The following is a 21,866-nucleotide window of genomic DNA, read 5'->3' on the forward strand; positions in this document are numbered from 1 at the left end:
CGGCTGGGCACGCCGGAGGACATCGCGCGTACGCTGGTGTTTTTGACGGACGAAGAGGCGAGCTTCATCACGGGCGCTGATCTGTACGTCAATGGCGGGCTCTACATCCACTGAGGTCTTTTGACCCGGGCGTACCGATGCCGAATCGGTATCGGTACGCCTCTTATCCTTTGGTCGGGACACGATGAGCGAATCACGCATCATCAAGAAATATCCGAACCGCCGGCTCTATGATACGGCGATCAGCAGCTACATCACGCTCGAAGATGTCAAACGGCTGGTGTTGGAACGAGCTGATTTCCGCGTTGTCGATGCGCGTTCAAATGAGGACATCACGCGAGGGATTCTGCTGCAGATCATCAGTGAGCAGGAAGAGCAGGGAAACCCGATCTTCACGACTGAGGTCTTGGCGCACATCATCCGTTTTTACGGCGATACCTTGCAGGGCATGATGGGGAGTTATCTGGAAAAAAGCCTGCAGGCCTTCGTTGATCAGCAGCATCTTGTGCGGGAGCAGATGCGCAATATCATCGGAGCCAATCCACTGCAGGTCATTTCCGATCTGGCTGAGCATAATCTGTCGATATGGCAGAAGATGAACGAGCGCCTCTACAAGCAGGGGATTGATCCAAGCAACCGGGCTGCCGTGAAGGCGGCAGAGTTGGACAAGCCTGACGATGGCCACAAGAAGTGATCATCATGTATCTGCATCTTTGCCAATGGCCGCCGAAAGGCGGCCATTGGCTTTTTGGGGTGTAGTCTTGACACCGTGAAACAGTATTTTTATATTGCAGTGCAACAATTGTTGCATTGCACAACAAAGAGGTTTGAACCATGTTCGCCTTGCCGTCCACGGAACTCCTGCAGCTGAGCCGTGTATTTTGCGATTCCGTAGTGAACGCGCAAAGCGTTTCCACTCAGGCATTTGAAGAACTTGGTTGTATGACGGTGGCTGCTGGAAGCAGCTATGCAAGCGTTTACTTTGGCTGCCTCTCCAGGCTGCTGGACGCTCGTTCGCCCGATGAAGCGGTTGGCTGCTGGCAGTCCGCTGTGGAAGAGATGCTTCGGCGCACCCGGCAGGACTTGAAACTGTGGCTTGCTACGGTGTTGGAAACCAGCAATCGGCTCGGCACTGGTAGCTTGGCGAGAGCGGATGGTGTTACTGGTTTGGTGAAGAGTGTTGCCTGATCTCGTTGGCTCGGGGTGTGCTGAGCCAATGTGCAACAGACAGCGGGATTTGTCCGCATGCCTTTTTACTGACAAATACGCCAATGTGTCCGCCATCGACAGCGAGCTCAGAATAATCTGAATGGTTGCAGGCCCTGCGCAAGGCGCGTGCAGAGCTCTCTGGCACGATGTGATCTTGGCGTGCATAAATATTGAGCAATGGCAGCTGAAGAGAACTTAGATCGATTCGGCGGCCGTCGATTTTCATTTCACCGCGAATCAGGCGGTTGTGTTGAAAGCAGTCTTGCGCGAATTGGCGGAATGTCTCTCCAGCCATATCGGGACTGTCGAATATCCACTCTTCCATGCGCAGGAAATTAGTGAGCGCTTCCTGATCTTCGGCGAGTTCGACTAAACGCACGTATTTTTGCCCGGCAAGCCTGAACGGGCTGAGGCTCAGAAAGCTGAAGTTAAGCAGAGAGCCGGGTACATTGCCTAAAGTGTCGACGAGCAGATCGACATCGATGGGGCGGATCAGTTTGGTCAGCAGAAATTCTGGCGTGTGAAAGTCGACGGGTGTCACGAGTGTTACCACTCTGCGGACCTGTCGAGGGTAAAGTGCGGTGAAGCAAAGACTGAAGACCCCGCCCTGGCAGATACCGAGCAAATCTACCTGCGCGGATGCAGTTTCCCTGCGTATGTACTCAACGCAATTTGCCAGGTAACCATCGATATAGTCTGATAAGGTCAGCGCGCAATCGGCGCGGTCCGGGTATCCCCAGTCAATAAGCCATACGTCAATACCTGCGTCGAGTAAACCCCGGACGAAAGAGCGCTCGGGTTGCAGATCCGTCATTGTTGGCCGATTGACAAGTGCGTAAACGATCAGCAGAGGAGCCGGGGATCGATATTCACTGGTGGCTTCGTAACGATAGAGTGTCAGCTTGTCTAGCTGGTACTTTGTTTGACGGGGCGTTGCTGCGTGCTTTACCGAATCAAGAGATGCAAAGCGATTGAAGCTTTTCCCTATCTGCTGTGCGAACTCTGCGGTTTCCTGCAGTAATTGCTGCGGTTCGATGCCAATCATGAATCTAACCCGCTTGTTTTCGGAGAGCATCACGGAATTCGGCAATCGCGCTGCGTAAATCATCCTGCTCTCTTTCCAGAGCCCTCAGTTTGCGGCGCTCGGCGTGTAGGCGATACTCTAATGTTTTTATTTCGCTGCGTACTGGCAGGTCGAACATGCCAGCAAAATCTTCCGTGATCTGTTGCAGCAAAGATCTGCAACGCAGCATTGCATTGACAAGACGGGCCTGCACATCAGCATAGGTATCGCTGCGTATCATATCTTCATGAGCTGTTTCGCTGGTTTCTATCCATAAGTCATAAAACGTGCGCAGAGACAGATGGCCTGTTTGACCCTCGCTTTTATATAGCTTTTCTATGCGTTCGCGCAGAGCTTGAAATGCACGCTCGGAGCCTGTGTTGAGCAGCTCGCGGAATGCCTGCTCAGCGGCAAGATATTCAGCCCACGCAATACTCAGTTCTCGCCATAAGCGTTTTTCGTGATCTGTAGCCCCCAGGCCCGGCAGCTTTAACCCCTTGCGCAGTTCGTTGACTAAGGGGTTGTCATGCATCCAGTCGTGCCCGGTCAGCCATGGGATAAATGCAGCAAACCCGGGCGGCAGGCGTGCCAGAAGGGCGGGCCAATCCATATCGCGTATGCGACTGCCGTTCGTACCTGCGACAGAGAACGGATTTGGGAAGTTGCTGTACAAGCATCCCCATAATTCTTCTTCGCTGGTAGTTGGTGCGTTGCGGCAAAGCAGGTGTTGCAGAAGCGCTTCCGCCAAGCTCAGGAATCCCTCCCCCTGAGCGATCAGATAGCGTAAGGCGTCGGGTTCAGGGCCGCTCGCTGGATCTCGTGCGAGATACCAGTCGCGTAATGTTTCCACGAAGGATGGCGGTTGGCTGGTACACGAACCGTCAAACCAGTTTTGCCACAGACGCCGTAGCTCGGCGAGCCGGTCGGCGAGTGTATTGGCCGACCCGCGGCAAGCATCTGTCATCAGATAAATTCCAGTTGTGTGTCCGCTCGGCGTGTGTGAGCTCAGCGCAACAGTGTGTCGCTTTTCTGCTGTCCTCTCAATCTTTTCAGCTCGGTCAGGCGCGCGCGTAGCTGGGCTTGCTGCTGAGGTGTCCCGACTCCCGTGCGCACCCCGATTTCCGCCTGTTCTGCGGCAGCTTTAAGGTTGCCGGAGAGCATGTAGTATTCGGTCATCGCAAGATATTTGCCCGCGACGTCCCCCTTCCGTTCGGAGGCGCGTGCGTAAAGCTCGAATAACTCCGGGCGATCAGAGTGACGTCGTAACTGGTTGTCGAGGAGGCTTGCGGCGAGACGCGGGTCTCCCCTCGTAATCAGGGCTTCGCCATAAATGATGGCTAAAGTGTAGTCGCTCGGGTAGAGGCGGCGAGCCGTTTCGAACTGTTCCCAGGCTGCTGATGTTTCCCCGCGGGTCAATGATATCGAGGCCTCTTCGAGGCGCAGAGGAAGTGAATCCGACGATGATCGGCGCAAGCGGGCAATCTCTGCGGCGGCGGCGTCTAAATGGTTGCTGCGTGCAAGGGCAAGGGCGTAGCCGTAACGATCCGCATCATTGCCACCGGATGCCAGGCGGGCTTCGTAATCCCGTACCAGCTGAGGGGCGTTATCACTGGCAAGCACGCGCAGACGCTCCCGGATAAGACGGTAAAGCGCTTCATCTCCAGCGCTTCGGCGAGTGCTTTTTGTATCAGTGCGAGCTTGCGTGTCGGCCATGCGATTGATGACCAGCGGGTGACTGCGCAGGAATTCCGGAATCTGGGCGGCTGCTCCCGTCAGATTTTCCAGCCGAGAGAAAAAGCTCGTGAGACCGTTGGGGTCATAGCCGGCACGTTTGAGTAAGTCGCTGCCGATCCGATCCGCCTCTTGTTCTGCTGCTCGCGTGAAGCTGATCTGGCGCTGCGCGCCCATGGCGATGGAGCCCGCGGCAACAGCTTGTCCAAGCTGGCCGCCGCTGCTGCCGCTGGCGGCAGCCACAGCCATTCCCGCCAGCATCGCAGCCATCATGGGCACGGACATCGATTGCTGGTCTGCATAGGAGCGAGTGATGTGATGTTGGGCTACATGAGCAATTTCATGGGCGACGACGCCGGCGAGCTCGCTTTCGTTTTTGGTGGCCAGCATCAGTCCGATATTGACGCCAATGAATCCTCCGGGCAGCGCAAAAGCATTCAAGGTGCCATCTTTGACCCAGAAAAAATGGAATGGATTTGTGGCACCGTTGCTGTTGATGGCAATTCGGTTACCAAGTGCTTCCAGATATTCTGTGGCAAGCGGATCGTCCATTATCAGATCGCGATCACGGGCTTTGGCGATGATTGCTTGACCGATGCGCAACTCATCGCTTGGACCCAGATACTGTTGTGATGGGTCGCCGATGTCGGGAAGTTCTATTGACTGCGCATGTATCGGGTTGCTGATACACATTGCAAAGGCGACAGCAAGATGTCGTCGCATGATGATGCCTCGTGGTGGGCTCCGTCTGGCGGATGGACCCATTGTCGCTGATACGGGTTCCATACTCGCCGTTGCCTATCGGGTTTAACAGTCAAATGGGGGTGGTACCGTGTCTGTACAGATAACGGATTTTTGCGGTCTGGAGCCTGACTCTAATGAATGTTTCGCCTGATCTCGAATTGGATGCGGCAGGTCTGCAATGTCCGCTGCCGATCCTCAAGACAAAAAAAGCACTGGCTACTCTGCAGCCTGGTCAGGTGCTGCTGGTCATTACCACTGATCCGGGATCAGTGCGGGATTTCGAAGCATATGCCAGACAGACAGGTCATGAGCTGCTGGATTCCAGTGTGGAAGGTGCTTGCTTTCGCTTCTTGATGCGTAAGTCTGTTCTGCGCTAAGCAGAAGGTCATGTGACATTGAGATGAACCGCAATGCGGCGCTTGGGATTTGTTATTGGATGCTGCTTTGCACAAAAACCTTGCAGGCAATCGCTTATACTCCACGAGGGCGAGGTACGAGGCTCGAAGTACCTCTGTGCGCTTGGAACCGAGTGGAGGAAACCGCGCATGCATAAGTGGATGTCTGAAGAAATTTTTAAACGCTGGAGTGAGGCGCAGGAGCAATTTTGGCAGCAGTGGACGGGGGCGGCCCCTGTCGACGCTGATAAGGCTCTGGAGGCGTGGCGTCAGGCATGCAGCCAGAACATGGGGCTGTGGGAAAAGCTGGTTCGCGAGACGCTTGAAGGACAGGCGGCGTGGGTCGAGCAGTGCATGGTGCGCATGGGGGGGGAGGGTAAGAACATCGAGGCCCTCGGCGAATGGCGGCAGCGGTTCGATGCTGGCATGCGCCAGTGGATGGAAGCGCAAACTCAGCTGTGGGAGCAGCTGTTTGAGGTCATGCACAGCGCTGCGCAGACGGAAGTAAAAGAATCTGCTCCGCCCGAGCAGGTGGTCGCACCGTCGCCAGTCGTTACGGAAGAAGTCGCACCGCCTGTCGTGGAGCCTGTTGCTGTGGAGCCGGTCGTCGCAGAGACCACGGCCCCCGCGATGGACATGGACGTGCAGGAGCCGGTCGCTGCGCCGCCAGAGGAGATCCAGGTTGCGGAGCAGGACAACGAATCGCCAGTGCCGATGACTGCAAGTGCTGACATCCCGGAGCCGACGACGACGAGTGACATTGAGCCTGTCAGCAAGCCTAGAACCCGTCGTCGTGTTAACAAGCCGCTGGAATGAGCATTCCGGCGCAGCAATCTTGAATTAAGACTGATTTGAGGGCTGGATTAGTCCGGCCCCAAATCGATGTGTGTAATTTTGTTTATTTAATAATAAAGTCTGTGCGAATATCTTCTAATGCTGGAAACTCTGCGCGATATGCAAGTAATTCATTGAGATTGATGCCTGCAGTAATAGAGTTTTCATGAGTCCCTGCGTCGGCAATAATTTCCCCCTTAGGGTTTATAATTAAACTGCGCCCTCCGTAGCTGAGCCAAGGGTCTTGTCCGCAGCGATTGACGCCAATGACATAGGCCTGATTTTCAATGGCTCTGGCCTGCAGCAGATTCAACCAGTGCATTTCTCGACGTTGCGGCCAGTTTGCAATGACCGTGTACAGTTGGGCGCCGCGTTTAGCCATGATGCGAAACAGTTCAGGAAAGCGTAAATCGTAGCAAATGAGCGGCGCAACCGTTATACCTTTCCAGTCGTAACAAATCGGGCCATCACCGCGTGCATAGTACTGGTCTTCCTTCGCGAAGGAAAAAGGGTGGCATTTTGTATAGCGGGCAATCTCCTCTCCCTTGGGGTTGAATGTGACCGATTGGTTGAGTCCGAGTTGATTGGAATGCCGGTTGACGACGCCGCCACAAACAAAAACACCCCAGTCCCGGGCAAGTTTTGCCATGAAGTGTTCGGTGGGGCGCTCTTTGCCCTCCTCAATCCGGGATACCTTCATACTGAAACCCGTGGCAAACATCTCAGGCAGCACGACCAAAGCCTCCGGCTTTAAGTCAGCAGACTGCATGAGTTTTTCAACTCTATGATATGTCGCTTGTTTGTCTTCCCAGCAGATGTCGACTTGAAGGGCGATCACTTGCATTGCGTCAATCCCGGAGCATGGCTCTGTGGTGTTGTGAGTGAACACTAATATGCCACTATGTCACTCCAAATCGAGCAGTCCATCTGTTTGGCGGATGATATAGGCTTGTTTCTGTCTCTTCGGTATGGTGGGGTGTCTAGATGATCAATGCTTTGATCGGAAAAATTTTGTCTGGTGATTACCCGATTGGAGAGCGCCTGGAAGTGTGTGGTTGGGTGCGTACTCGTCGGGACTCCAGGGCCGGAGTATCTTTCGTTACGGTACATGACGGATCCTGCTTCGATGTGTTGCAGTGCGTGATTCCGCAGACGCTGGTGAATTACAGCAACGAGGTAGTCCGCCTTACGGCAGGGTGTTCGTTGCGTGCGGCAGGGGCATTGGCTGCCTCCAGTGGTAAAGGGCAGGCTGTCGAGCTTTTAGTTGATACGGTTACTGTGATTGGCTGGGTGGATGATCCAGAAACTTATCCGATTCAGCCGAAAGCGCACTCATTTGAATTCTTGCGTGAAGTCGCTCATCTACGACCGCGCACGAATACCTTTGGTGCCGTAACACGTGTGCGCAACTCGCTGGCGCAGGCCGTGCACCGCTTTTTTAACAGCGAAGGCTTCTGCTGGGTGCATACCCCAATTGTTACTGCAAGCGATTGCGAGGGGGCAGGCGAGATGTTTCGCGTCAGCACGCTCGATTTGCAGAATTTGCCGCGTACGGCAGCTGGTGGGGTTGATTTCACCCAAGACTTTTTTGGCCGGGAAACTTTTTTGACTGTGTCAGGGCAGCTCGAAGTGGAGGCGTACTGTTTGGCACTGAGTCGGGTATATACCTTTGGTCCGACGTTTCGCGCCGAGAACTCCAATACTTCGAGGCATCTGGCCGAGTTTTGGATGATCGAACCAGAAATTGCGTTTGCAGATCTTTCCATGGATGCCGATTTGGCAGAGCGCTTGCTCAAATCGGTGTTTCGTCATGTGCTTGACGAGCGGCAGGATGATCTGGCCTTTTTTGACGATCGCATTCTAAAAGGGTGCGTCCAGCGCTTGGAAAGCCTGGTGTCCTGCGAGTTTGTACGTATGGACTACGTCGAGGCTATTCGCATTCTGGAAGGCTGCGGCGCTGCTTTTGAGTTTCCAGTCCGCTACGGCATCGACCTGCAGTCCGAGCATGAGCGTTATCTGGCGGAGCGGCATGTCGGCGCACCGGTTGTGCTCATGAATTATCCGAAGAACATTAAAAGCTTCTACATGCGCTTGAATGATGACGGAACCACCGTGGCAGCTATGGATGTGCTGGCACCTGGTGTCGGTGAAATCATCGGAGGGAGTCAGCGCGAGGAGCGTTTGGATGTTCTCGATGCACGGATGGTGGAGTGCGGTCTGGATCCGGCGGATTACACTTGGTACCGAGACCTTCGCCGTTACGGCACGGTGCCGCACGCCGGATTTGGATTGGGATTTGAGCGTTTGGTGAGTTACGTGTCGGGTATCAGCAATGTGCGTGACGTGATTCCCTTTCCGCGTACACCAGGGCATGCCGAATTTTAATGCTCAGCCTTAATCTTTTGGCGATAGCATCGACGCATCGCTTTTTGCTTCATGTTGTAGTCGATGCCTGAAAAGCGGCTCACCCAGCTTTGTTGCGAAAAGTGGGTGAGGTTGTGCGCTCGCTGTGATCAATCCCGTCAGCGCTTGGTCGGCAGATACAGGCTTCCACGGTGCCATGATTCTGCTGTCTGCGTTTCTTGTCTTTCTGTGCGGCGCACGAAATAGCCACGCGCCGTGGCGAGCAACGCAACAAGGGTGCTGGCTAACAACATCAGGAAAATGACGGCAAACAACACGGCTCTCACCTCTCAGCTGGTCGGTGCCCGCCGTTCCCTGGCAGTTTATTTGGACTGCGGCAGATTTTATCTCTGCATATTTCAAGGCACTGCAAACGCTTGTATCGAAACGTATCGATATGCGCTGCCTTACAAGTTTTCGCCAAACGGCGGAAACACTCGCTCTTTTTTAGTCCATTGCGGGCTATATGCAACTCCGCAGTCTCTAGGCTTGAGCGTAGCCTAAAAAAAAGAGGTCGCACTGACGCGCGACCTCCTTGTGAACTTGGCTCCCCGAGACGGGCTCGAACCGCCGACCCAGTGATTAACAGTCACTTGCTCTACCGACTGAGCTATCGGGGAATATGTCCTTCACCCAGCCGCCATGATCGGCACAGAACACCTGCAAGAAGGCTGGCTTTGCAGGCTCTAAAAAAATTGGCTCCCCGAGACGGGCTCGAACCGCCGACCCAGTGATTAACAGTCACTTGCTCTACCGACTGAGCTATCGGGGAACTATTTAACCGAGGGCGCGAATCCTAATGACCTCGACGGGTTTCGTCAACCGCGAGCCCCGGCCTTCACTCAAAGTTTCGTGCTGGCCGGGATCTCGCTTGCAGTGAGCCGAAAGCCGCTCTCTTAAAACCGTGCTTCTTAGCGAAGCACCTGGGCGATTGCGTTGGCAACGACAGCGACATTGCGACTGTTGAGGGCAGCGACGCAGATGCGGCCGGTGCTGACGGCATAGATACCGTACTCGCTCTTCAAGCGTTCGACCTGCGCCGCATTGAGGCCGGAGTACGAGAACATGCCGCGCTGACGATTGACGAAGGAGAAGTCACCCTCGACGCCTGCGACAGCTAGCTGTTCTACGAGCGTGGTGCGCATCAGACGAATGCGCTCCCGCATCTCACCCAGCTCCTGCTCCCACAGTGCGCGCAGTTCGGCACTGTTGAGCACGGCCGAGACAACCGCAGCACCGTGAGTCGGCGGGTTGGAGTAATTGGTACGAATCACCCGCTTGACCTGGGAAAGCACCCGCGCCGCTTCGTCGGCCGATCCGGTTACGATCGACAGGGCGCCCACACGCTCGCCATACAGCGAAAACGACTTCGAGAACGAACTCGCAACGAAGAAGGGCAGCCCTGATGCAGCAAACAGGCGTACCGCAGTGGCGTCTTCGTCGATGCTGTCGGCAAAGCCCTGATAGGCAATGTCGAGGAACGGAACATGCTCACGCTCGGCGAGGACTGCGAGAACCTGCTGCCACTGCTCGACGCTGAGGTCGACGCCTGTCGGGTTGTGGCAGCAGGCATGCAGCACGATGATCGAGCGCGGTGGCAGCGCGCGCAGCGAGTCGAGCATGCCGGCGATGTTCACACCGTGGCTTTCGGCATCGTAGTAGGCGTAGGTTTCAACCGGAAAGCCCGAGGATTCGAACAGTGCCCGATGGTTTTCCCAGCTCGGATTGCTGATTGCGACTTTGGCATCCGGGAGCAGGCGTTTCAGATAATCCGCGCCGACTTTGAGCGCCCCCGTGCCGCCGAGCGCCTGAGTGGTCACGACGCGCTTGCTTGCGAGCAGGTCTGCATTTGAGCCGAACAGCAATGCCTGCACAGCCGTGTTGTAGGCGGCCAGTCCATCGATGGGCAGATAACCACGCGGGGTTGCTGCAGCCAGGCGCGCTTTTTCAGCCTCCTGCACGGCGCGCAACAGCGGAATACGGCCTTCGTCAGTGAAATAAACGCCGACGCCCAGATTGACCTTTGTGGTACGGGTGTCGGCATTGAACGCCTCGTTGAGACCCAGGATGGGATCGCGAGGGGCCATTTCGACGGCAGAAAAGAGACTCATGTCGGCAGCTCGGAGATGGTGAACGAATAAAAAGGCGTGGCCTAGACGGCGGGGCCCTAGCCCGAATGAATCGGGGAGTCAAGTGTAGCCGAGCCCGAGAGGGCATGCGATCGCTGTACAGCAGGTGTGGCCATCCCTATGTACGCTCGATGCCTGGATGACATCAGTCTTTTAAGGACATCAACCCAGTTCTGGCGGTGAAGTGCATGCAGCGATTCGAACTCGTGACCGACTATTCTCCGGCAGGCGACCAGCCCGCCGCCATCGATGCGCTGGTGCGCGGGATCGAGGGTGGTCTTGCGCATCAGACTCTGCTTGGCGTGACCGGCAGCGGAAAGACGTTCACGATGGCCAACGCCATCGCCAGGCTGCAGCGCCCGGCGATGATTCTGGCGCCGAACAAGACCCTGGCCGCTCAGCTTTATGGGGAGATGAAAGGGTTTTTCCCTCACAACGCCGTCGAGTATTTCGTTTCCTACTACGACTATTACCAGCCCGAGGCCTACGTTCCGTCGTCCGACACTTATATTGAGAAGGATGCATCGGTCAACGAGCATATCGAGCAGATGCGGCTGTCGGCGACCAAAGCCATCCTTGAACGGCCTGATACGCTGATCGTCGCTTCAGTGTCGTCGATCTACGGCCTGGGTGATCCTGAGCTGTACATGCAGATGATTCTGCATCTTTCCCGTGGCGAACGTATCGACCAGCGAGCGATCCTGCGCCGGCTTGCAGAGCTGCAGTACACGCGCAACGACATCGCGCTGGAGCGCGGTTGCTTTCGTGTCCGTGGCGATGTGATCGACATCCATCCTGCAGATTCCGAAGATGAGGCTGTCCGCATCGAACTGTTCGATGACGAGATCGGGCAGCTTAGTTATTTCGATCCGCTGACCGGCGAGCTCAAGCGCCGCGTGCCGCGGGTGACTGTGCATCCGAAAACACATTACGTCACGCCGCGTGAACGTATTCTGCAGACCGTTGATTTGGTCAAGGAAGAACTCGCCGGCAGGCTGCGGGAGCTGGAGGCGGCCGGCAAGCTGCTGGAGGCTCAGCGTCTGCAGCAGCGCACGCAGTTCGATCTCGAAATGATGCTGGAGCTTGGTTACTGCAGCGGCATCGAGAATTACTCTCGGTACCTGTCAGGTCGCGCTGCCGGTGAACCACCACCGACGCTGTTCGATTATCTGCCCGACGATGCCTTGCTGATCATCGACGAATCCCACGTGACGGTGCCGCAGCTCGGTGGCATGTATCGTGGTGATCGTGCGCGCAAGGAAACTCTCGTCGAGTACGGCTTTCGCCTGCCTTCAGCGCTCGACAATCGGCCGCTGCGTTTCGATGAATTCGAACGCATGGCGCCGCAGACGGTGTTCGTCTCGGCAACGCCCGGGACTTATGAATCGAGCCACGCCGGTCAGGTGGTCGAACAGGTGGTGCGCCCTACCGGTTTGGTCGATCCGCAGCTCGAAGTGCGCTCGGCACGCACACAGGTCGACGATCTGCTGTCCGAGATCCGCCTGCGTGTCGCCAGTGACGAGCGCGTACTGGTGACGACGCTGACCAAGCGCATGGCCGAGGATCTGACCGAGTATCTGGATGAGCACGGTGTGCGTGTCCGCTATCTGCATTCCGACATCGAAACAGTCGAACGCGTCGAAATCATCCGTGATCTGCGGCTGGGAGAATTCGATGTTCTGGTGGGCATCAACCTGCTGCGTGAGGGGCTGGACATGCCGGAGGTGTCGCTGGTGGCGATCCTCGATGCCGACAAGGAAGGGTTTCTGCGCTCGGATCGCTCATTGATCCAGACCATCGGACGGGCTGCGCGCAACGCCCGCGGCACTGCGATCCTCTATGCCGACAAGGTGACCGATTCGATGCGCCGTGCGATCGACGAAACCGAACGGCGTCGCGCAAAGCAGGAGGCTTACAACGAGGTTCATGGCATCGTGCCGCGTACCGTGCGCAAAGCGGTCGCCGACATTATGGAAGGCGCGCGAGCAACGCTGCCGGCATCGGCGGCGGGGCGCCAGGCGGCCTCTCGTGTGACGGGGAAGGGCGGCGATGACGTGCGCAGTTTGTCGCCAGAGCAGGCCAGTCGGCGGATTCGTGAGCTTGAGGCGCAAATGTATCGTCATGCCCGCGATCTCGAATTCGAGATCGCGGCCCGTCTGCGTGACGAAATCCAGCGCCTGCGTGATCTGGCTTTCGGGCCGGAACACGAGCAGATGTAATTTTGAGCGGGGTGCTTGCACAGCCACTGAGGCATCCGTATAGTGCGCGGCCTGCACAGCAGGCGCGTAGCTCAGTTGGTTAGAGCACCACCTTGACATGGTGGGGGTCGTTGGTTCGAGTCCAATCGCGCCTACCAGTGTTCGTAGGTATCCCGCTCTGGCGGGTAATTTCAGTGCTGCCACTAGGCATCATGGATATTCGGTGCAGAGTTGCACCTCGCTCCATCGGTGCGTATAGTGCGCGGCCTGCACAGCAGGCGCGTAGCTCAGTTGGTTAGAGCACCACCTTGACATGGTGGGGGTCGTTGGTTCGAGTCCAATCGCGCCTACCAGATTCGCCAGGGCGCGCCGTCCGTAACGACGGCGCGCCCTTCTTGTTTTCCCGGTCTGACGTTCGTCGGAGGCAACGAAGCAGATGCCGTTTATTACGCTACCGGATGGCAGTCAGCGCGAGTTCGAACATCCGGTTACGGTACGCGAAGTGGCCGCGTCCATTGGGTCCGGACTCGCCAAGGCAGCACTGGCCGGGAAGGTCGATGGGCGCCTGGTGGATACGTCCTATCGGATCGATGGCGATACCCATTTGGCCATCATCACCGATCGTGACCCCGAGGGGCTGGAAATCATCCGGCATTCGACGGCGCATCTGCTGGCTCACGCTGTCAAGCAGTTGTTCCCGACGGCTCAGGTGACCATTGGCCCGGTCATTGAAAACGGCTTCTACTACGATTTCGCTTTCGAGCGCCCGTTTACGCCGGACGATCTGCTTGCCATCGAGCAGCGCATGGAAGAATTGGCGGCGAAAGATATCCCGGTCGAGCGCTCAGAGCTCTCCAGGGAAGACGCTGTCGCGTTTTTCCGCGCCGAGGGCGAGGAATACAAGGCGCAGATCATTGAGGCCATTCCAAGCACTGAAACGCTTTCGCTGTACCGGCAGGGCGACTTCACCGACTTGTGCCGCGGACCGCATGTACCTTCGACCGGTAAGCTCAAGGCCTTCAAGCTGATGAAGGTGGCGGGGGCTTACTGGCGCGGCGATTCCAAGAACGAGATGCTGCAGCGCATCTACGGCACCGCATGGACGGACAAGAAGGCACTGAAGGAATACCTCCATCGACTGGAGGAGGCGGAAAAACGCGATCACCGCCGCCTGGCCAAGCAGCTCGACCTGTTTCATCTGCAGGAAGAAGCGCCTGGCATGGTGTTCTGGCATGCCAATGGCTGGACCCTGTGGCAGGAAGTCGAGCAGTACATGCGTCGACGGCTGCGCGGTGCCGGCTACGAGGAAGTGCGCACCCCGCAGGTCGTCGATCGTTCGTTATGGGAGCGTTCCGGTCACTGGGAGAATTACAGTGAACTGATGTTCACGACCAGTTCCGAATCGAGAGACTTCGCAGTTAAGCCGATGAATTGTCCCTGCCATGTGCAGATATTCAATCATGGGCTGCACAGTTACCGCGATCTGCCGTTGCGCATGGCCGAGTTCGGTTCGTGCCACCGCAATGAGCCGTCGGGCGCTTTGCACGGTTTGATGCGCGTGCGCGGTTTTACGCAGGATGACGCGCATATTTTCTGCACCGAAGAACAGATTATTTCTGAAGCCCAGGCGTTCAATAATCTGGTGCAGTCGGTTTATCGCGATTTCGGATTTACGGATGTCGCGATCAAACTGGCTTTACGTCCCGATAAGCGCGCAGGTTCTGACGATGTGTGGGATCGGGCCGAAGACGGTCTGCGCCAGGCGTTGACGGCCTGTGCTCTGGAATGGGAAGAACTGCCGGGCGAAGGGGCTTTCTACGGGCCGAAGATCGAGTATCACATTCGTGATGCGATCGGTCGCTCCTGGCAGTGCGGTACGCTGCAGCTCGATTTCGTCCTGCCGGGGCGTCTGGGCGCCGAATACGTCGCCGAGGACAACAGCCGCAAGATTCCGGTCATGCTGCATCGTGCGGTGCTCGGCTCGATGGAGCGCTTCATCGGCATCCTGATCGAACACCATGCCGGTGCGCTGCCGACTTGGCTGACGCCCTGGCAGGCGGTGGTGATGGGAATTACCGATCGGCAGAGCGAGGCTGTAAGCGCTTGTGTGAAGTCACTAAGTGAGCGTGGTTTCCGTGTCCGGGCCGACTTGAGAAACGAGAAGATCGGTTTTAAGATTCGCGAACACACCCTGCAAAAGGTCCCGTATTTGCTTGTTATTGGGGACCGTGAGGTGGAAACGGGTTCCGTGGCCGTGCGTACGCGAGTCGGCAAGGATCTCGGCGTCATGAGCGTCGAGTCCTTCGGGGATTTCCTCGATACCGATATCGCGAGTCGCGGCCTTTCTGTTTTGGAGGGTTGACTCATAGCTGCTAACAATGAAATCCGGGTGAATGACGAAATCACCGCCCGTGAAGTGCGCCTGATCGATCAGAATGGCGAGCAGGCGGGGGTGATGTCGCTTCTCCAGGCGAAGCGTATTGCTGAAGAGGCTGAACTGGATCTCGTCGAGATCTCGCCGACGGCAAGGCCGCCGGTTTGCCGAGTCATGGATTACGGCAAATTCCGCTTCGAAATGCAGAAGAAAGCGTCTGAGGCCCGTAAGAAACAGAAGCAGATTCAGGTCAAGGAAGTGAAATTTCGTCCCGGGACGGACGAAGGGGATTATCAGGTCAAACTACGCAACCTGATACGTTTCCTTAGCGAAGGTGATCGAGCCAAGATCACGCTGCGATTCCGCGGGCGTGAGGTCGTTCACCAGGATCTCGGACTCAATCTCCTGAAGCGGGTTGAGGACGATCTGGCAGAAGTCGGCACGGTCGAACAGCGACCGAAGATGGAAGGCCGACAGATGATCATGGTCGTCGCGCCCAAGAAGAAGTGATTCTTCACCGGCCGACCCGGGAGACCGGATCCATTAATTTTTCTTTTAATGCGGAGTTGTATCAGTCATGCCGAAGATGAAAACGAACCGCGGCGCAGCCAAGCGCTTCGCCCGTACCGGTTCCGGGGGTTTCAAGCGTTCGCAGGCTTTTGCCCGCCACATCCTGACGAAGAAAACCACCAAGCGTAAGCGTCAGCTGCGCAGCCCGGCGATGATCGCGGAAGTCGACGTGCCGATGGTGCGTCGCATGATGCCGTACGCCTGAGTTTCTACGTTTCGGATTTGAGGTTTTAAGCCATGCCACGAGTGAAGCGCGGCGTTACCGCCCACGCCCGTCACAAGAAAGTTCTCGACAAGGCCAAGGGTTACTACGGTGCCCGCAGCCGGGTCTTCCGTGTCGCCAAGCAGGCCGTCATCAAGGCCGGTCAGTACGCCTATCGTGACCGCCGTCAGAAGAAGCGCCAGTTCCGCGCGCTGTGGATCGTGCGCATCAATGCAGCTGCACGTGTCTGCGGCCTGTCGTACAGCCGTCTGATCAACGGTATCAAGAAGGCGTCCATCGAAGTCGACCGCAAGGTCCTCGCCGATATGGCCGTGTTTGACAAGGCCGGTTTTGCCGCCATTGCCGAAAAGGCCAAGGCAGCCCTGGCTCAGGCCTGATCATGTCCGCCGCCACTCGGCGGCGCGATGAAGAAAGGGGGAAAGGGCTCATATCCTTTCCCCTTATTTATTGGTGGTGTCGTTTTCACCGTTTTGCATCATTCCCCGAATTTGGAGCCTTCCCGTGGAAGCGTTGCAGCAACTCGTCAGTGCGGCAGAGGCCGCTGCCGCCAGTGCTGGCGATCTCGTCGCACTTGACCAGATCCGCGTGCATTACCTCGGCAAAAAAGGCGTACTCACCGAACGGCTGAAGGCGCTCGGTGCCCTGCCCGCGGAGCAGCGGCGTGAGGCCGGTGCCGCCATCAACGTTGCCAAGGAGGCGGTGCAGGCCGCGCTTGAGGCGCGGCGGCTGGCTCTGGAGGAGGCCGCGCTGAATCAGCGTCTGGCCGCCGAGCGAGTGGATGTGACGCTGCCGGGCCGTGGTCAGCGGGCCGGCGGGCTGCACCCGATCACGCGGACCTTGCGCCGTATCGAGGAGCTGTTCCGCCAGATCGGCTTTTCGGTCGCGGAGGGCCCGGAGATCGAAGACGACTTTCATAACTTCGAGGCGCTCAACATCCCCGCGCATCATCCGGCGCGGGCGATGCACGATACGTTCTATTTCGACGCGAACACCTTGCTGCGCACGCACACTTCGCCCGTGCAGATCCGCACGATGAAGCGCACGCAGCCGCCGATCCGCATCATCGCGCCGGGGCGGGTATATCGCTGCGACTCGGATTTGACGCACTCGCCGATGTTCCACCAGGTCGAGGGATTGTTCGTCGACGAGGGCGTCAGCTTCGCCGACCTCAAGGGCGTGCTGTACGACTTCCTGCGAGCCTTCTTCGAGCGGGATCTCGATGTACGTTTCCGCCCATCCTATTTCCCTTTCACCGAGCCGTCCGCCGAAGTCGACATTCAGTGCGTGATGTGCGGCGGCAGCGGCTGCCGGGTCTGCAAACACACTGGCTGGCTGGAAGTGCTGGGCAGCGGCATGGTGCATCCGGCGGTGTTCGAGAATGTCGGCATCGATGCTGAACGGTATACCGGTTACGCCTTCGGCATGGGCGTCGAGCGCCTGGCGATGCTGCGTTATGGCGTCAACGATCTGCGCCTGTTCTTCGACAACGATCTGCGCTTCCTGAGCCAGTTCCGTTGAATCGTGCCCGTGCGAGGATTCATCCAGCATGAAAATCAGTGAACAGTGGCTGCGCGAGTGGGTGCAGCCTGAGGTATCGACGGCGCAGCTCGTTGAGCAGTTGACGATGGCCGGCCTGGAGGTCGACGCTGTCGAACCCGCGGCGCCGGCATTCAACGGCATCGTCGTCGGTGCGGTGACGGATCTGGTCGCCCATCCAAACGCGGACAAACTGCGGGTCTGCACGGTCGATGCCGGTGGCGCGGAGCCGCTGCAGATCGTTTGCGGTGCGCCGAACGTGCACGTCGGCATGAAAGCCCCGGTGGCCTTGATCGGTGCCGTGCTGCCGGGTGACTTCAAAATCAAGAAGTCCAAGCTGCGTGGTGTCGAGTCCAACGGCATGCTGTGCTCGGCACGCGAGCTCGGCCTGAGTGAGGATCACGCCGGCCTGATGCCGCTGCCGGCCGCCGCCGTGCCCGGTACCGACATCCGCGAGTATCTGCAGCTCGATGATCAGTTGATCGAGGTCGATCTGACCCCGAACCGTGGCGACTGCCTGTCGGTTTCCGGTGTGGCGCGCGAGGTCGGTGTGCTCAACCGCGTCGATCTGACGCCGGTGGCGACAGCGGCTGTCGAAGCGACGATAGCCGACGAGTTCGCGGTCAGTATTGAGGCGCCTGTGGACTGTCCGCGCTACGTCGGGCGCGTCATTCGCGGCGTCGATGCCCAGGCGGCAACGCCGCTGTGGATGCAGGAGCGGCTGCGTCGTGCCGGGTTGCGTTCGCTCGGGCCACTGGTCGACGTGACCAACTATGTGCTGCTTGAGCTCGGGCAGCCGATGCACGCGTTCGATCTGGGCAAGCTGAGTGGCGGTATCGTCGTGCGCAAGGCGCAGGCGGGCGAAACGCTGGAATTGCTCAACGGCAGCACGATCGAGCTGCAGCCCGAGGCTCTGGTCATCGCCGACCGGCAGGGACCGCTGGCCCTCGCCGGCATCATGGGCGGTGAGCAGAGCGCCTGCAGCGATGCGACCCGCGACGTGTTCCTCGAAAGCGCGTTCTTCGCGCCGCAGCCGATTGCCGGCCGGGCACGTCGTTACGGCCTGCATACCGATTCCTCGCATCGCTTCGAGCGCGGTGTCGATCCGAACCTGCAGCGCATTGCCCTGGAGCGGGCCACGCGCCTGCTGCTCGATATGTGCGGCGGCCAGCCGGGGCCGGTCGTCGAGTGCTGCTGCACGGAGCAGCTGCCGTCCCGCCCGCAGATCACGCTGCGCCGTGAGCGCATCCGCCTCCTGCTCGGACTGGAGATCGCCGATGCCGACATCGAGGCCATCCTCGGCCGGCTCGGCATGCAGCTGTCCGCCACCGCCGCCGGCTGGGAGGTCGTGGCGCCGAGTTTCCGTTTCGACATGGCGATCGAGGCGGATCTGATCGAGGAAATCGGCCGCGTGTACGGCTATGCGCGTCTGCCGACCAACCGTCCGCTGTCGCGCTTTGCCATCGGTGAGCTGCCCGAAGTGCGGCTGCCGCTGACGCGTCTGCAGCAGGTGCTGATCGATCGCGGCTACCAGGAAGCGATTACCTTCACCTTCGTCGACCCTGCCTTCCAGTCGGCGCTCGATCCGCAGCGCGTGCCGGTGGCGCTGGCCAATCCGATCTCCGCGGATCTCTCGGTGATGCGCACCACCTTGTGGCCCGGTCTGGTCAAGGCGCTTGCCTACAACCGCAAGCGCCAGCAGGCACGCGTGCGCCTGTTTGAAACCGGCCTGCGTTTCATCGATGTCGGCGAGGGACTGCCCGCACAGGACGCCCGGCTGGGTGGTGCGGTCTGTGGCGGCACCATCGGCGAGCAGTGGGGGCAGAAGGCACGCAACGTCGATTTCTTCGACGCCAAGGCCGATGTCGAGGCGCTGCTGGCAGCCGGCGGTCAGGTCCAGCGCTATCGCTTCGTCGCCGCTGAACATCCGGCGCTGCATCCGGGGCAGAGCGCGCGCATCGACTGCGACGGTGAGCCGGTCGGCTGGCTCGGTCTGCTGCATCCGGCGATCGAAAAACAGCTCGACCTGGACACGCATATCTATGTCTTCGAGCTCGCGCTCTCGGCGCTGCAATCGGCGCGCGTGCCGAGTTTTGCGGAACTCTCGAAGTTTCCGGCCATCCGTCGTGATCTGGCGGTGGTCGTCAATGAGTCGATCAGCGCACAGCAGGTCGAGGACTGCATTCGCGAGTACGCCGGTACGCTGCTGCGCGAGTTGACCTTGTTTGACGTGTATCGCGGCCAAGGCATCGCCGATGGCTGCAAGAGTCTTGCTTTTGGCTTGATTCTGCAGGATTTTTCACGCACTCTCATCGATTCCGATGTGGATGCCTCGGTGTCAGGAATTGTCGCCGGGCTCGCCGGAAAGCTCAGTGCAACGCTTAGGGTTTGACAATATGGCATTGACCAAGGCCGATATGGCCGAACGACTGTTCGAAGAACTGGGCATGAACAAACGGGAAGCGAAGGAGCTGGTGGAAAGCTTCTTCGAGGAGATCCGCGGGGCGCTTGAGGTGGGGGAGCAGGTCAAACTGTCCGGCTTCGGCAACTTTGACCTGCGGGACAAGAACCAGCGTCCGGGCCGTAATCCGAAGACGGGTGAAGAAATCCCGATTACCGCCCGCCGGGTCGTCACCTTCCGTCCCGGGCAGAAGCTCAAGGCGCGTGTCGAGGAGTATTCCGAGCAGGTTGCCGCCGCTTCCGCACGCAATACTGGCACGTGATCCTTGCAATGGCAGTGCCGGCCGGTAGAATACGGCCTCCTTCGCAGCCAAACGCGAATCCAGAATTCGGGGCGTAGCGCAGCCTGGTAGCGCACCTGCATGGGGTGCAGGTGGTCGGAGGTTCGAATCCTCTCGCCCCGACCAAAAAAAAGAGCCAAATCAGTCACTTGACTGGTTTGGCTCTTGTCTTTTCAGGTGTTCTATAAAACATCTATAAAACTTCTATAAAACTCGCTGCCAAATCAGCCTGTGATCGGGAGCTCGACGACGTCGTCGAAACGTGTCCAGTGACCGGCGAGATAGTGGTCGGTCATCTCCGCGGTCTCGTGTCCGAGCAAATTTTGTGGGTCGACCCCGGCATCGCGATATAGGGCGGCGCCGAGGCTTCGGATTTCGTGAAATGTCGGGCGGCTGGCAGCCGGTAGGTCGTCGTATAGGTGCAGGCTGTCACGTAGACGCTGGAACTCGCGGGACAGCATCTCTGGCTCGATCTGCGACCAGTGCTCTTTCCCGTTCAGGTATTCCGCTCTCCGTTTGAGCGGGCGGCGGTGCAGGATGAACGGGGATGCGATGGCGGACGCCCGGCTGCGAGCGACAATCTCGGCGAGCTGCGGACCGACACGCTGCGCAACTTTTCCGGTGCCGTGGCGCTCCACCTTGCCTTGCTCGACGTGCAGTCGATCGTCGCGGATATCGTCGTAACGAATTGAGACCAGATCGCCACGGCGCTGCAGCGTCACCAAGGCTAGATCCAGGGCTATCTGGAACCAGGGCGCCGCTGCGGATCGAATCGCATGGAATGCACCAATCGACAGTCTCTGACGCTGCTTGGTATTGCGAGCACGGAATGTTGCTTCAACCGGATTGTTCTGGGTCACTCCTTTGGAGGCAGTGAACTTCCAGAACAGCAGCATCAGCGCCCGGTCTTTATTTCCGCTGTTAGCCGGTCGCGTATCCAGGTACGCCGCGATCTCTGCAGTTTCGATGGTCTGCACCAGCCGCTCTGGGCCGAAATGATTGCGCAGCTTGCCGATACGGTCTGTGTAATCGGCTAGCGTTCGCTCTGCGAGCTGGCGTCCTGGCAAAAACTCGTGCACAAAGCGGTCGGCCAGCGCGCCAAAGCTGCCGACCGCTGGTTCAGCACCGATCGCGCGCTCGACGGCAGCCTGCGCTTTCATCTCGGCGGTCGGGGTTAGCTTGGCGTTCAGGCGCCGAGCTGCCTCGATGGCGATTTTTCGGTCAGTGACGCCTTTTAGGGTCACACGCTCGCCGGTATCGGGTCGGATGTACACCCAGCTGCCACCGTAGCGGTATAGATTCGGTGGCAAATCCCGATGGCCTGGCCTGCGTGGGCGTGGGGCCATCAGGCAGCCCCTAGAACGGCGGAGACGACGGATTTAACAGCCGCATCGACGCCATACTCGCCACGCTCATATGCGGCCAAATCGACCCACCATCGGCCGTTGACCCGTTCCGCCGGCAGCAGGCCACGTTCGCAGTACGCGCGCAACGTAGGTAGGCAGGGAGGCTGCCCGGCGTAAGCGCGGCTGCGGAACTCGGATAGGCGGATCAGTTTTTTCATGCGCACTCCGCAAAAATAACCGGCATGAAATTCTCAAAGCGCGTGTACTTGCCAAGGAACGTCAGCCGCACGCTGCCGATCGGGCCGTTGCGCTGCTTGCCGATGATGATTTCGGCGGTGCCCTTGTCGGCGCTGTCGGGGTTGTAGACTTC

23 protein-coding genes and 5 tRNA genes are annotated in these 21,866 nt (G+C 58.3%); 17 read left to right on the forward strand and 11 right to left on the reverse strand.

Translation table 11 applies throughout. The features are described 5' to 3' along the window. Positions 1-3 precede the first annotated feature (3 nt). The 3 genes from C7443_RS19295 to C7443_RS19995 all read left to right on the forward strand — a co-directional run bounded on the left by C7443_RS19295 (position 4) and on the right by C7443_RS19995 (position 1,188). A complete protein-coding gene (locus C7443_RS19295) occupies positions 4-114 on the forward strand; it encodes an SDR family oxidoreductase (RefSeq protein WP_281279431.1) in 111 nt (36 codons plus the stop codon). Between the two features lie 70 nt (positions 115-184). Further along, complete coding sequence (gene phaR, locus C7443_RS19300) at positions 185-694, forward strand: polyhydroxyalkanoate synthesis repressor PhaR (RefSeq protein ID WP_110020627.1); 510 nt, start codon at positions 185-187, stop codon at positions 692-694. 140 nt (positions 695-834) lie between these two features. Continuing rightward, positions 835-1,188 (forward strand): hypothetical protein, encoded by a 354-nt coding sequence (locus C7443_RS19995; RefSeq protein ID WP_146213351.1) that lies wholly within the window; start codon positions 835-837, stop codon positions 1,186-1,188. Here C7443_RS19995 and phaC read toward each other — a convergent pair. Genes phaC through C7443_RS19315 form a run of 3 tightly spaced genes read right to left on the reverse strand, consistent with a single transcriptional unit; the run spans position 1,160 to position 4,726 of the window. Continuing rightward, positions 1,160-2,254, reverse strand: a complete 1,095-nt coding sequence (phaC, locus tag C7443_RS19305; protein WP_110020657.1) for a class III poly(R)-hydroxyalkanoic acid synthase subunit PhaC — start codon at positions 2,252-2,254, stop codon at positions 1,160-1,162. The genes C7443_RS19995 and phaC overlap by 29 nt on opposite strands. A 4-nt stretch (positions 2,255-2,258) precedes the next feature. Beyond that, positions 2,259-3,236, reverse strand: a complete 978-nt coding sequence (locus C7443_RS19310; RefSeq protein WP_110020628.1) for a poly(R)-hydroxyalkanoic acid synthase subunit PhaE — start codon at positions 3,234-3,236, stop codon at positions 2,259-2,261. A 41-nt stretch (positions 3,237-3,277) separates the two neighbouring features. Continuing rightward, positions 3,278-4,726, reverse strand: coding sequence for a M48 family metalloprotease (locus tag C7443_RS19315; RefSeq protein ID WP_170123705.1), 1,449 nt, complete (start codon positions 4,724-4,726; stop codon positions 3,278-3,280). A 155-nt stretch (positions 4,727-4,881) separates the two neighbouring features. Here C7443_RS19315 and C7443_RS19320 point away from each other — a divergent pair, with 155 nt between their 5' ends. After that, positions 4,882-5,124 carry a sulfurtransferase TusA family protein gene (locus C7443_RS19320; protein WP_110020632.1) on the forward strand — a complete coding sequence of 81 codons (243 nt, stop codon included), beginning with the start codon at positions 4,882-4,884 and terminating at the stop codon, positions 5,122-5,124. 168 nt (positions 5,125-5,292) lie between these two features. Further along, complete coding sequence (locus C7443_RS19325) at positions 5,293-5,958, forward strand: hypothetical protein (protein ID WP_110020634.1); 666 nt, start codon at positions 5,293-5,295, stop codon at positions 5,956-5,958. 82 nt (positions 5,959-6,040) lie between these two features. Here C7443_RS19325 and C7443_RS19330 read toward each other — a convergent pair whose 3' ends face one another. Beyond that, the gene (locus C7443_RS19330) at positions 6,041-6,820 is read right to left on the reverse strand and encodes a carbon-nitrogen family hydrolase (protein ID WP_246004729.1); all 780 of its coding nucleotides are present in this window, start codon (positions 6,818-6,820) and stop codon (positions 6,041-6,043) included. Between the two features lie 140 nt (positions 6,821-6,960). On the opposite strand from C7443_RS19330, the gene asnS reads away from it, so the two are divergent. After that, a complete protein-coding gene (gene asnS, locus C7443_RS19335) occupies positions 6,961-8,361 on the forward strand; it encodes an asparagine--tRNA ligase (RefSeq protein ID WP_110020635.1) in 1,401 nt (466 codons plus the stop codon). A 137-nt stretch (positions 8,362-8,498) separates the two neighbouring features. On the opposite strand, the gene C7443_RS20230 is transcribed toward asnS, so the two are convergent. The 4 genes from C7443_RS20230 to C7443_RS19350 form a co-directional block, all read right to left on the reverse strand. Beyond that, positions 8,499-8,657, reverse strand: coding sequence for a hypothetical protein (locus C7443_RS20230; RefSeq protein WP_170123706.1), 159 nt, complete (start codon positions 8,655-8,657; stop codon positions 8,499-8,501). Between the two features lie 266 nt (positions 8,658-8,923). Continuing rightward, a tRNA-Asn gene (locus C7443_RS19340) sits at positions 8,924-8,999 on the reverse strand. Positions 9,000-9,075: 76 nt separating this feature from the next. Then, a tRNA-Asn gene (locus tag C7443_RS19345) sits at positions 9,076-9,151 on the reverse strand. Between the two features lie 139 nt (positions 9,152-9,290). After that, complete coding sequence (locus tag C7443_RS19350; RefSeq protein ID WP_110020637.1) at positions 9,291-10,490, reverse strand: amino acid aminotransferase; 1,200 nt, start codon at positions 10,488-10,490, stop codon at positions 9,291-9,293. A gap of 206 nt (positions 10,491-10,696) precedes the next feature. On the opposite strand from C7443_RS19350, the gene uvrB reads away from it, so the two are divergent. From uvrB to C7443_RS19405, 11 genes are all read left to right on the forward strand, one after another. Continuing rightward, positions 10,697-12,727, forward strand: coding sequence for an excinuclease ABC subunit UvrB (gene uvrB, locus C7443_RS19355; RefSeq protein WP_110020639.1), 2,031 nt, complete (start codon positions 10,697-10,699; stop codon positions 12,725-12,727). A gap of 60 nt (positions 12,728-12,787) precedes the next feature. After that, positions 12,788-12,864 (forward strand) — tRNA-Val (locus C7443_RS19360). 118 nt (positions 12,865-12,982) lie between these two features. Then, a tRNA-Val gene (locus C7443_RS19365) sits at positions 12,983-13,059 on the forward strand. A gap of 83 nt (positions 13,060-13,142) precedes the next feature. Then, positions 13,143-15,068 (forward strand): threonine--tRNA ligase, encoded by a 1,926-nt coding sequence (gene thrS / locus C7443_RS19370; RefSeq protein ID WP_110020641.1) that lies wholly within the window; start codon positions 13,143-13,145, stop codon positions 15,066-15,068. Positions 15,069-15,071: 3 nt separating this feature from the next. Next, positions 15,072-15,590: a translation initiation factor IF-3 gene (gene infC, locus C7443_RS19375; protein ID WP_211346213.1), complete on the forward strand. Its 519-nt coding sequence runs from the start codon at positions 15,072-15,074 to the stop codon at positions 15,588-15,590. Between the two features lie 67 nt (positions 15,591-15,657). Next, entirely contained in the window at positions 15,658-15,855 is a 198-nt protein-coding gene (rpmI, locus tag C7443_RS19380) for a 50S ribosomal protein L35 (protein WP_110020644.1), read from the forward strand. A gap of 32 nt (positions 15,856-15,887) precedes the next feature. Further along, positions 15,888-16,250 (forward strand): 50S ribosomal protein L20, encoded by a 363-nt coding sequence (gene rplT / locus C7443_RS19385; protein ID WP_110020646.1) that lies wholly within the window; start codon positions 15,888-15,890, stop codon positions 16,248-16,250. Between the two features lie 124 nt (positions 16,251-16,374). Next, a complete protein-coding gene (gene pheS, locus C7443_RS19390; protein ID WP_110020648.1) occupies positions 16,375-17,391 on the forward strand; it encodes a phenylalanine--tRNA ligase subunit alpha in 1,017 nt (338 codons plus the stop codon). Positions 17,392-17,419: 28 nt separating this feature from the next. Next, entirely contained in the window at positions 17,420-19,801 is a 2,382-nt protein-coding gene (gene pheT, locus C7443_RS19395; protein ID WP_110020649.1) for a phenylalanine--tRNA ligase subunit beta, read from the forward strand. A gap of 4 nt (positions 19,802-19,805) precedes the next feature. Further along, positions 19,806-20,132 carry an integration host factor subunit alpha gene (gene ihfA / locus C7443_RS19400; protein ID WP_110020651.1) on the forward strand — a complete coding sequence of 109 codons (327 nt, stop codon included), beginning with the start codon at positions 19,806-19,808 and terminating at the stop codon, positions 20,130-20,132. A gap of 67 nt (positions 20,133-20,199) precedes the next feature. Beyond that, positions 20,200-20,276: transfer RNA gene (locus C7443_RS19405), tRNA-Pro, on the forward strand. Between the two features lie 98 nt (positions 20,277-20,374). Here C7443_RS19405 and C7443_RS19410 read toward each other — a convergent pair. From C7443_RS19410 to C7443_RS19420, 3 genes are all read right to left on the reverse strand, one after another. Beyond that, positions 20,375-21,496, reverse strand: coding sequence for a tyrosine-type recombinase/integrase (locus C7443_RS19410; protein ID WP_110020654.1), 1,122 nt, complete (start codon positions 21,494-21,496; stop codon positions 20,375-20,377). Further along, entirely contained in the window at positions 21,496-21,714 is a 219-nt protein-coding gene (locus C7443_RS19415) for a DNA-binding protein (RefSeq protein WP_110020656.1), read from the reverse strand. Before C7443_RS19415 ends, C7443_RS19410 begins: the two co-directional genes overlap by 1 nt. Further along, a partial coding sequence (locus C7443_RS19420; RefSeq protein WP_281279433.1) for a DnaB-like helicase C-terminal domain-containing protein occupies positions 21,711-21,866 on the reverse strand: 156 nt, incomplete at its 5' end. The genes C7443_RS19415 and C7443_RS19420, both read right to left, overlap by 4 nt.

The sequence above is a fragment of the Plasticicumulans acidivorans genome, from assembly GCF_003182095.1.
Lineage (GTDB): Bacteria > Pseudomonadota > Gammaproteobacteria > Competibacterales > Competibacteraceae > Plasticicumulans > Plasticicumulans acidivorans.

What these genes read in the sequence shown, in the direction of transcription:
- rpmI (WP_110020644.1), top strand. Translation starts at nt 15,658, where the DNA reads ATGCCGAAGATGAAAACGAACCGCGGCGCAGCCAAGCGCTTCGCCCGT.
- phaC (WP_110020657.1), bottom strand. Translation starts at nt 2,254, where the DNA reads ATGATTGGCATCGAACCGCAGCAATTACTGCAGGAAACCGCAGAGTTC.
- C7443_RS19995 (WP_146213351.1), top strand. Translation starts at nt 835, where the DNA reads ATGTTCGCCTTGCCGTCCACGGAACTCCTGCAGCTGAGCCGTGTATTT.
- uvrB (WP_110020639.1), top strand. Translation starts at nt 10,697, where the DNA reads ATGCAGCGATTCGAACTCGTGACCGACTATTCTCCGGCAGGCGACCAG.
- C7443_RS19410 (WP_110020654.1), bottom strand. Translation starts at nt 21,496, where the DNA reads ATGGCCCCACGCCCACGCAGGCCAGGCCATCGGGATTTGCCACCGAAT.
- C7443_RS19350 (WP_110020637.1), bottom strand. Translation starts at nt 10,490, where the DNA reads ATGAGTCTCTTTTCTGCCGTCGAAATGGCCCCTCGCGATCCCATCCTG.
- C7443_RS19320 (WP_110020632.1), top strand. Translation starts at nt 4,882, where the DNA reads ATGAATGTTTCGCCTGATCTCGAATTGGATGCGGCAGGTCTGCAATGT.
- thrS (WP_110020641.1), top strand. Translation starts at nt 13,143, where the DNA reads ATGCCGTTTATTACGCTACCGGATGGCAGTCAGCGCGAGTTCGAACAT.
- C7443_RS19325 (WP_110020634.1), top strand. Translation starts at nt 5,293, where the DNA reads ATGCATAAGTGGATGTCTGAAGAAATTTTTAAACGCTGGAGTGAGGCG.
- asnS (WP_110020635.1), top strand. Translation starts at nt 6,961, where the DNA reads ATGATCAATGCTTTGATCGGAAAAATTTTGTCTGGTGATTACCCGATT.
- rplT (WP_110020646.1), top strand. Translation starts at nt 15,888, where the DNA reads ATGCCACGAGTGAAGCGCGGCGTTACCGCCCACGCCCGTCACAAGAAA.
- C7443_RS19315 (WP_170123705.1), bottom strand. Translation starts at nt 4,726, where the DNA reads ATGCGACGACATCTTGCTGTCGCCTTTGCAATGTGTATCAGCAACCCG.
- ihfA (WP_110020651.1), top strand. Translation starts at nt 19,806, where the DNA reads ATGGCATTGACCAAGGCCGATATGGCCGAACGACTGTTCGAAGAACTG.
- C7443_RS19330 (WP_246004729.1), bottom strand. Translation starts at nt 6,820, where the DNA reads ATGCAAGTGATCGCCCTTCAAGTCGACATCTGCTGGGAAGACAAACAA.
- pheT (WP_110020649.1), top strand. Translation starts at nt 17,420, where the DNA reads ATGAAAATCAGTGAACAGTGGCTGCGCGAGTGGGTGCAGCCTGAGGTA.
- C7443_RS19310 (WP_110020628.1), bottom strand. Translation starts at nt 3,236, where the DNA reads ATGACAGATGCTTGCCGCGGGTCGGCCAATACACTCGCCGACCGGCTC.
- C7443_RS19415 (WP_110020656.1), bottom strand. Translation starts at nt 21,714, where the DNA reads ATGAAAAAACTGATCCGCCTATCCGAGTTCCGCAGCCGCGCTTACGCC.
- phaR (WP_110020627.1), top strand. Translation starts at nt 185, where the DNA reads ATGAGCGAATCACGCATCATCAAGAAATATCCGAACCGCCGGCTCTAT.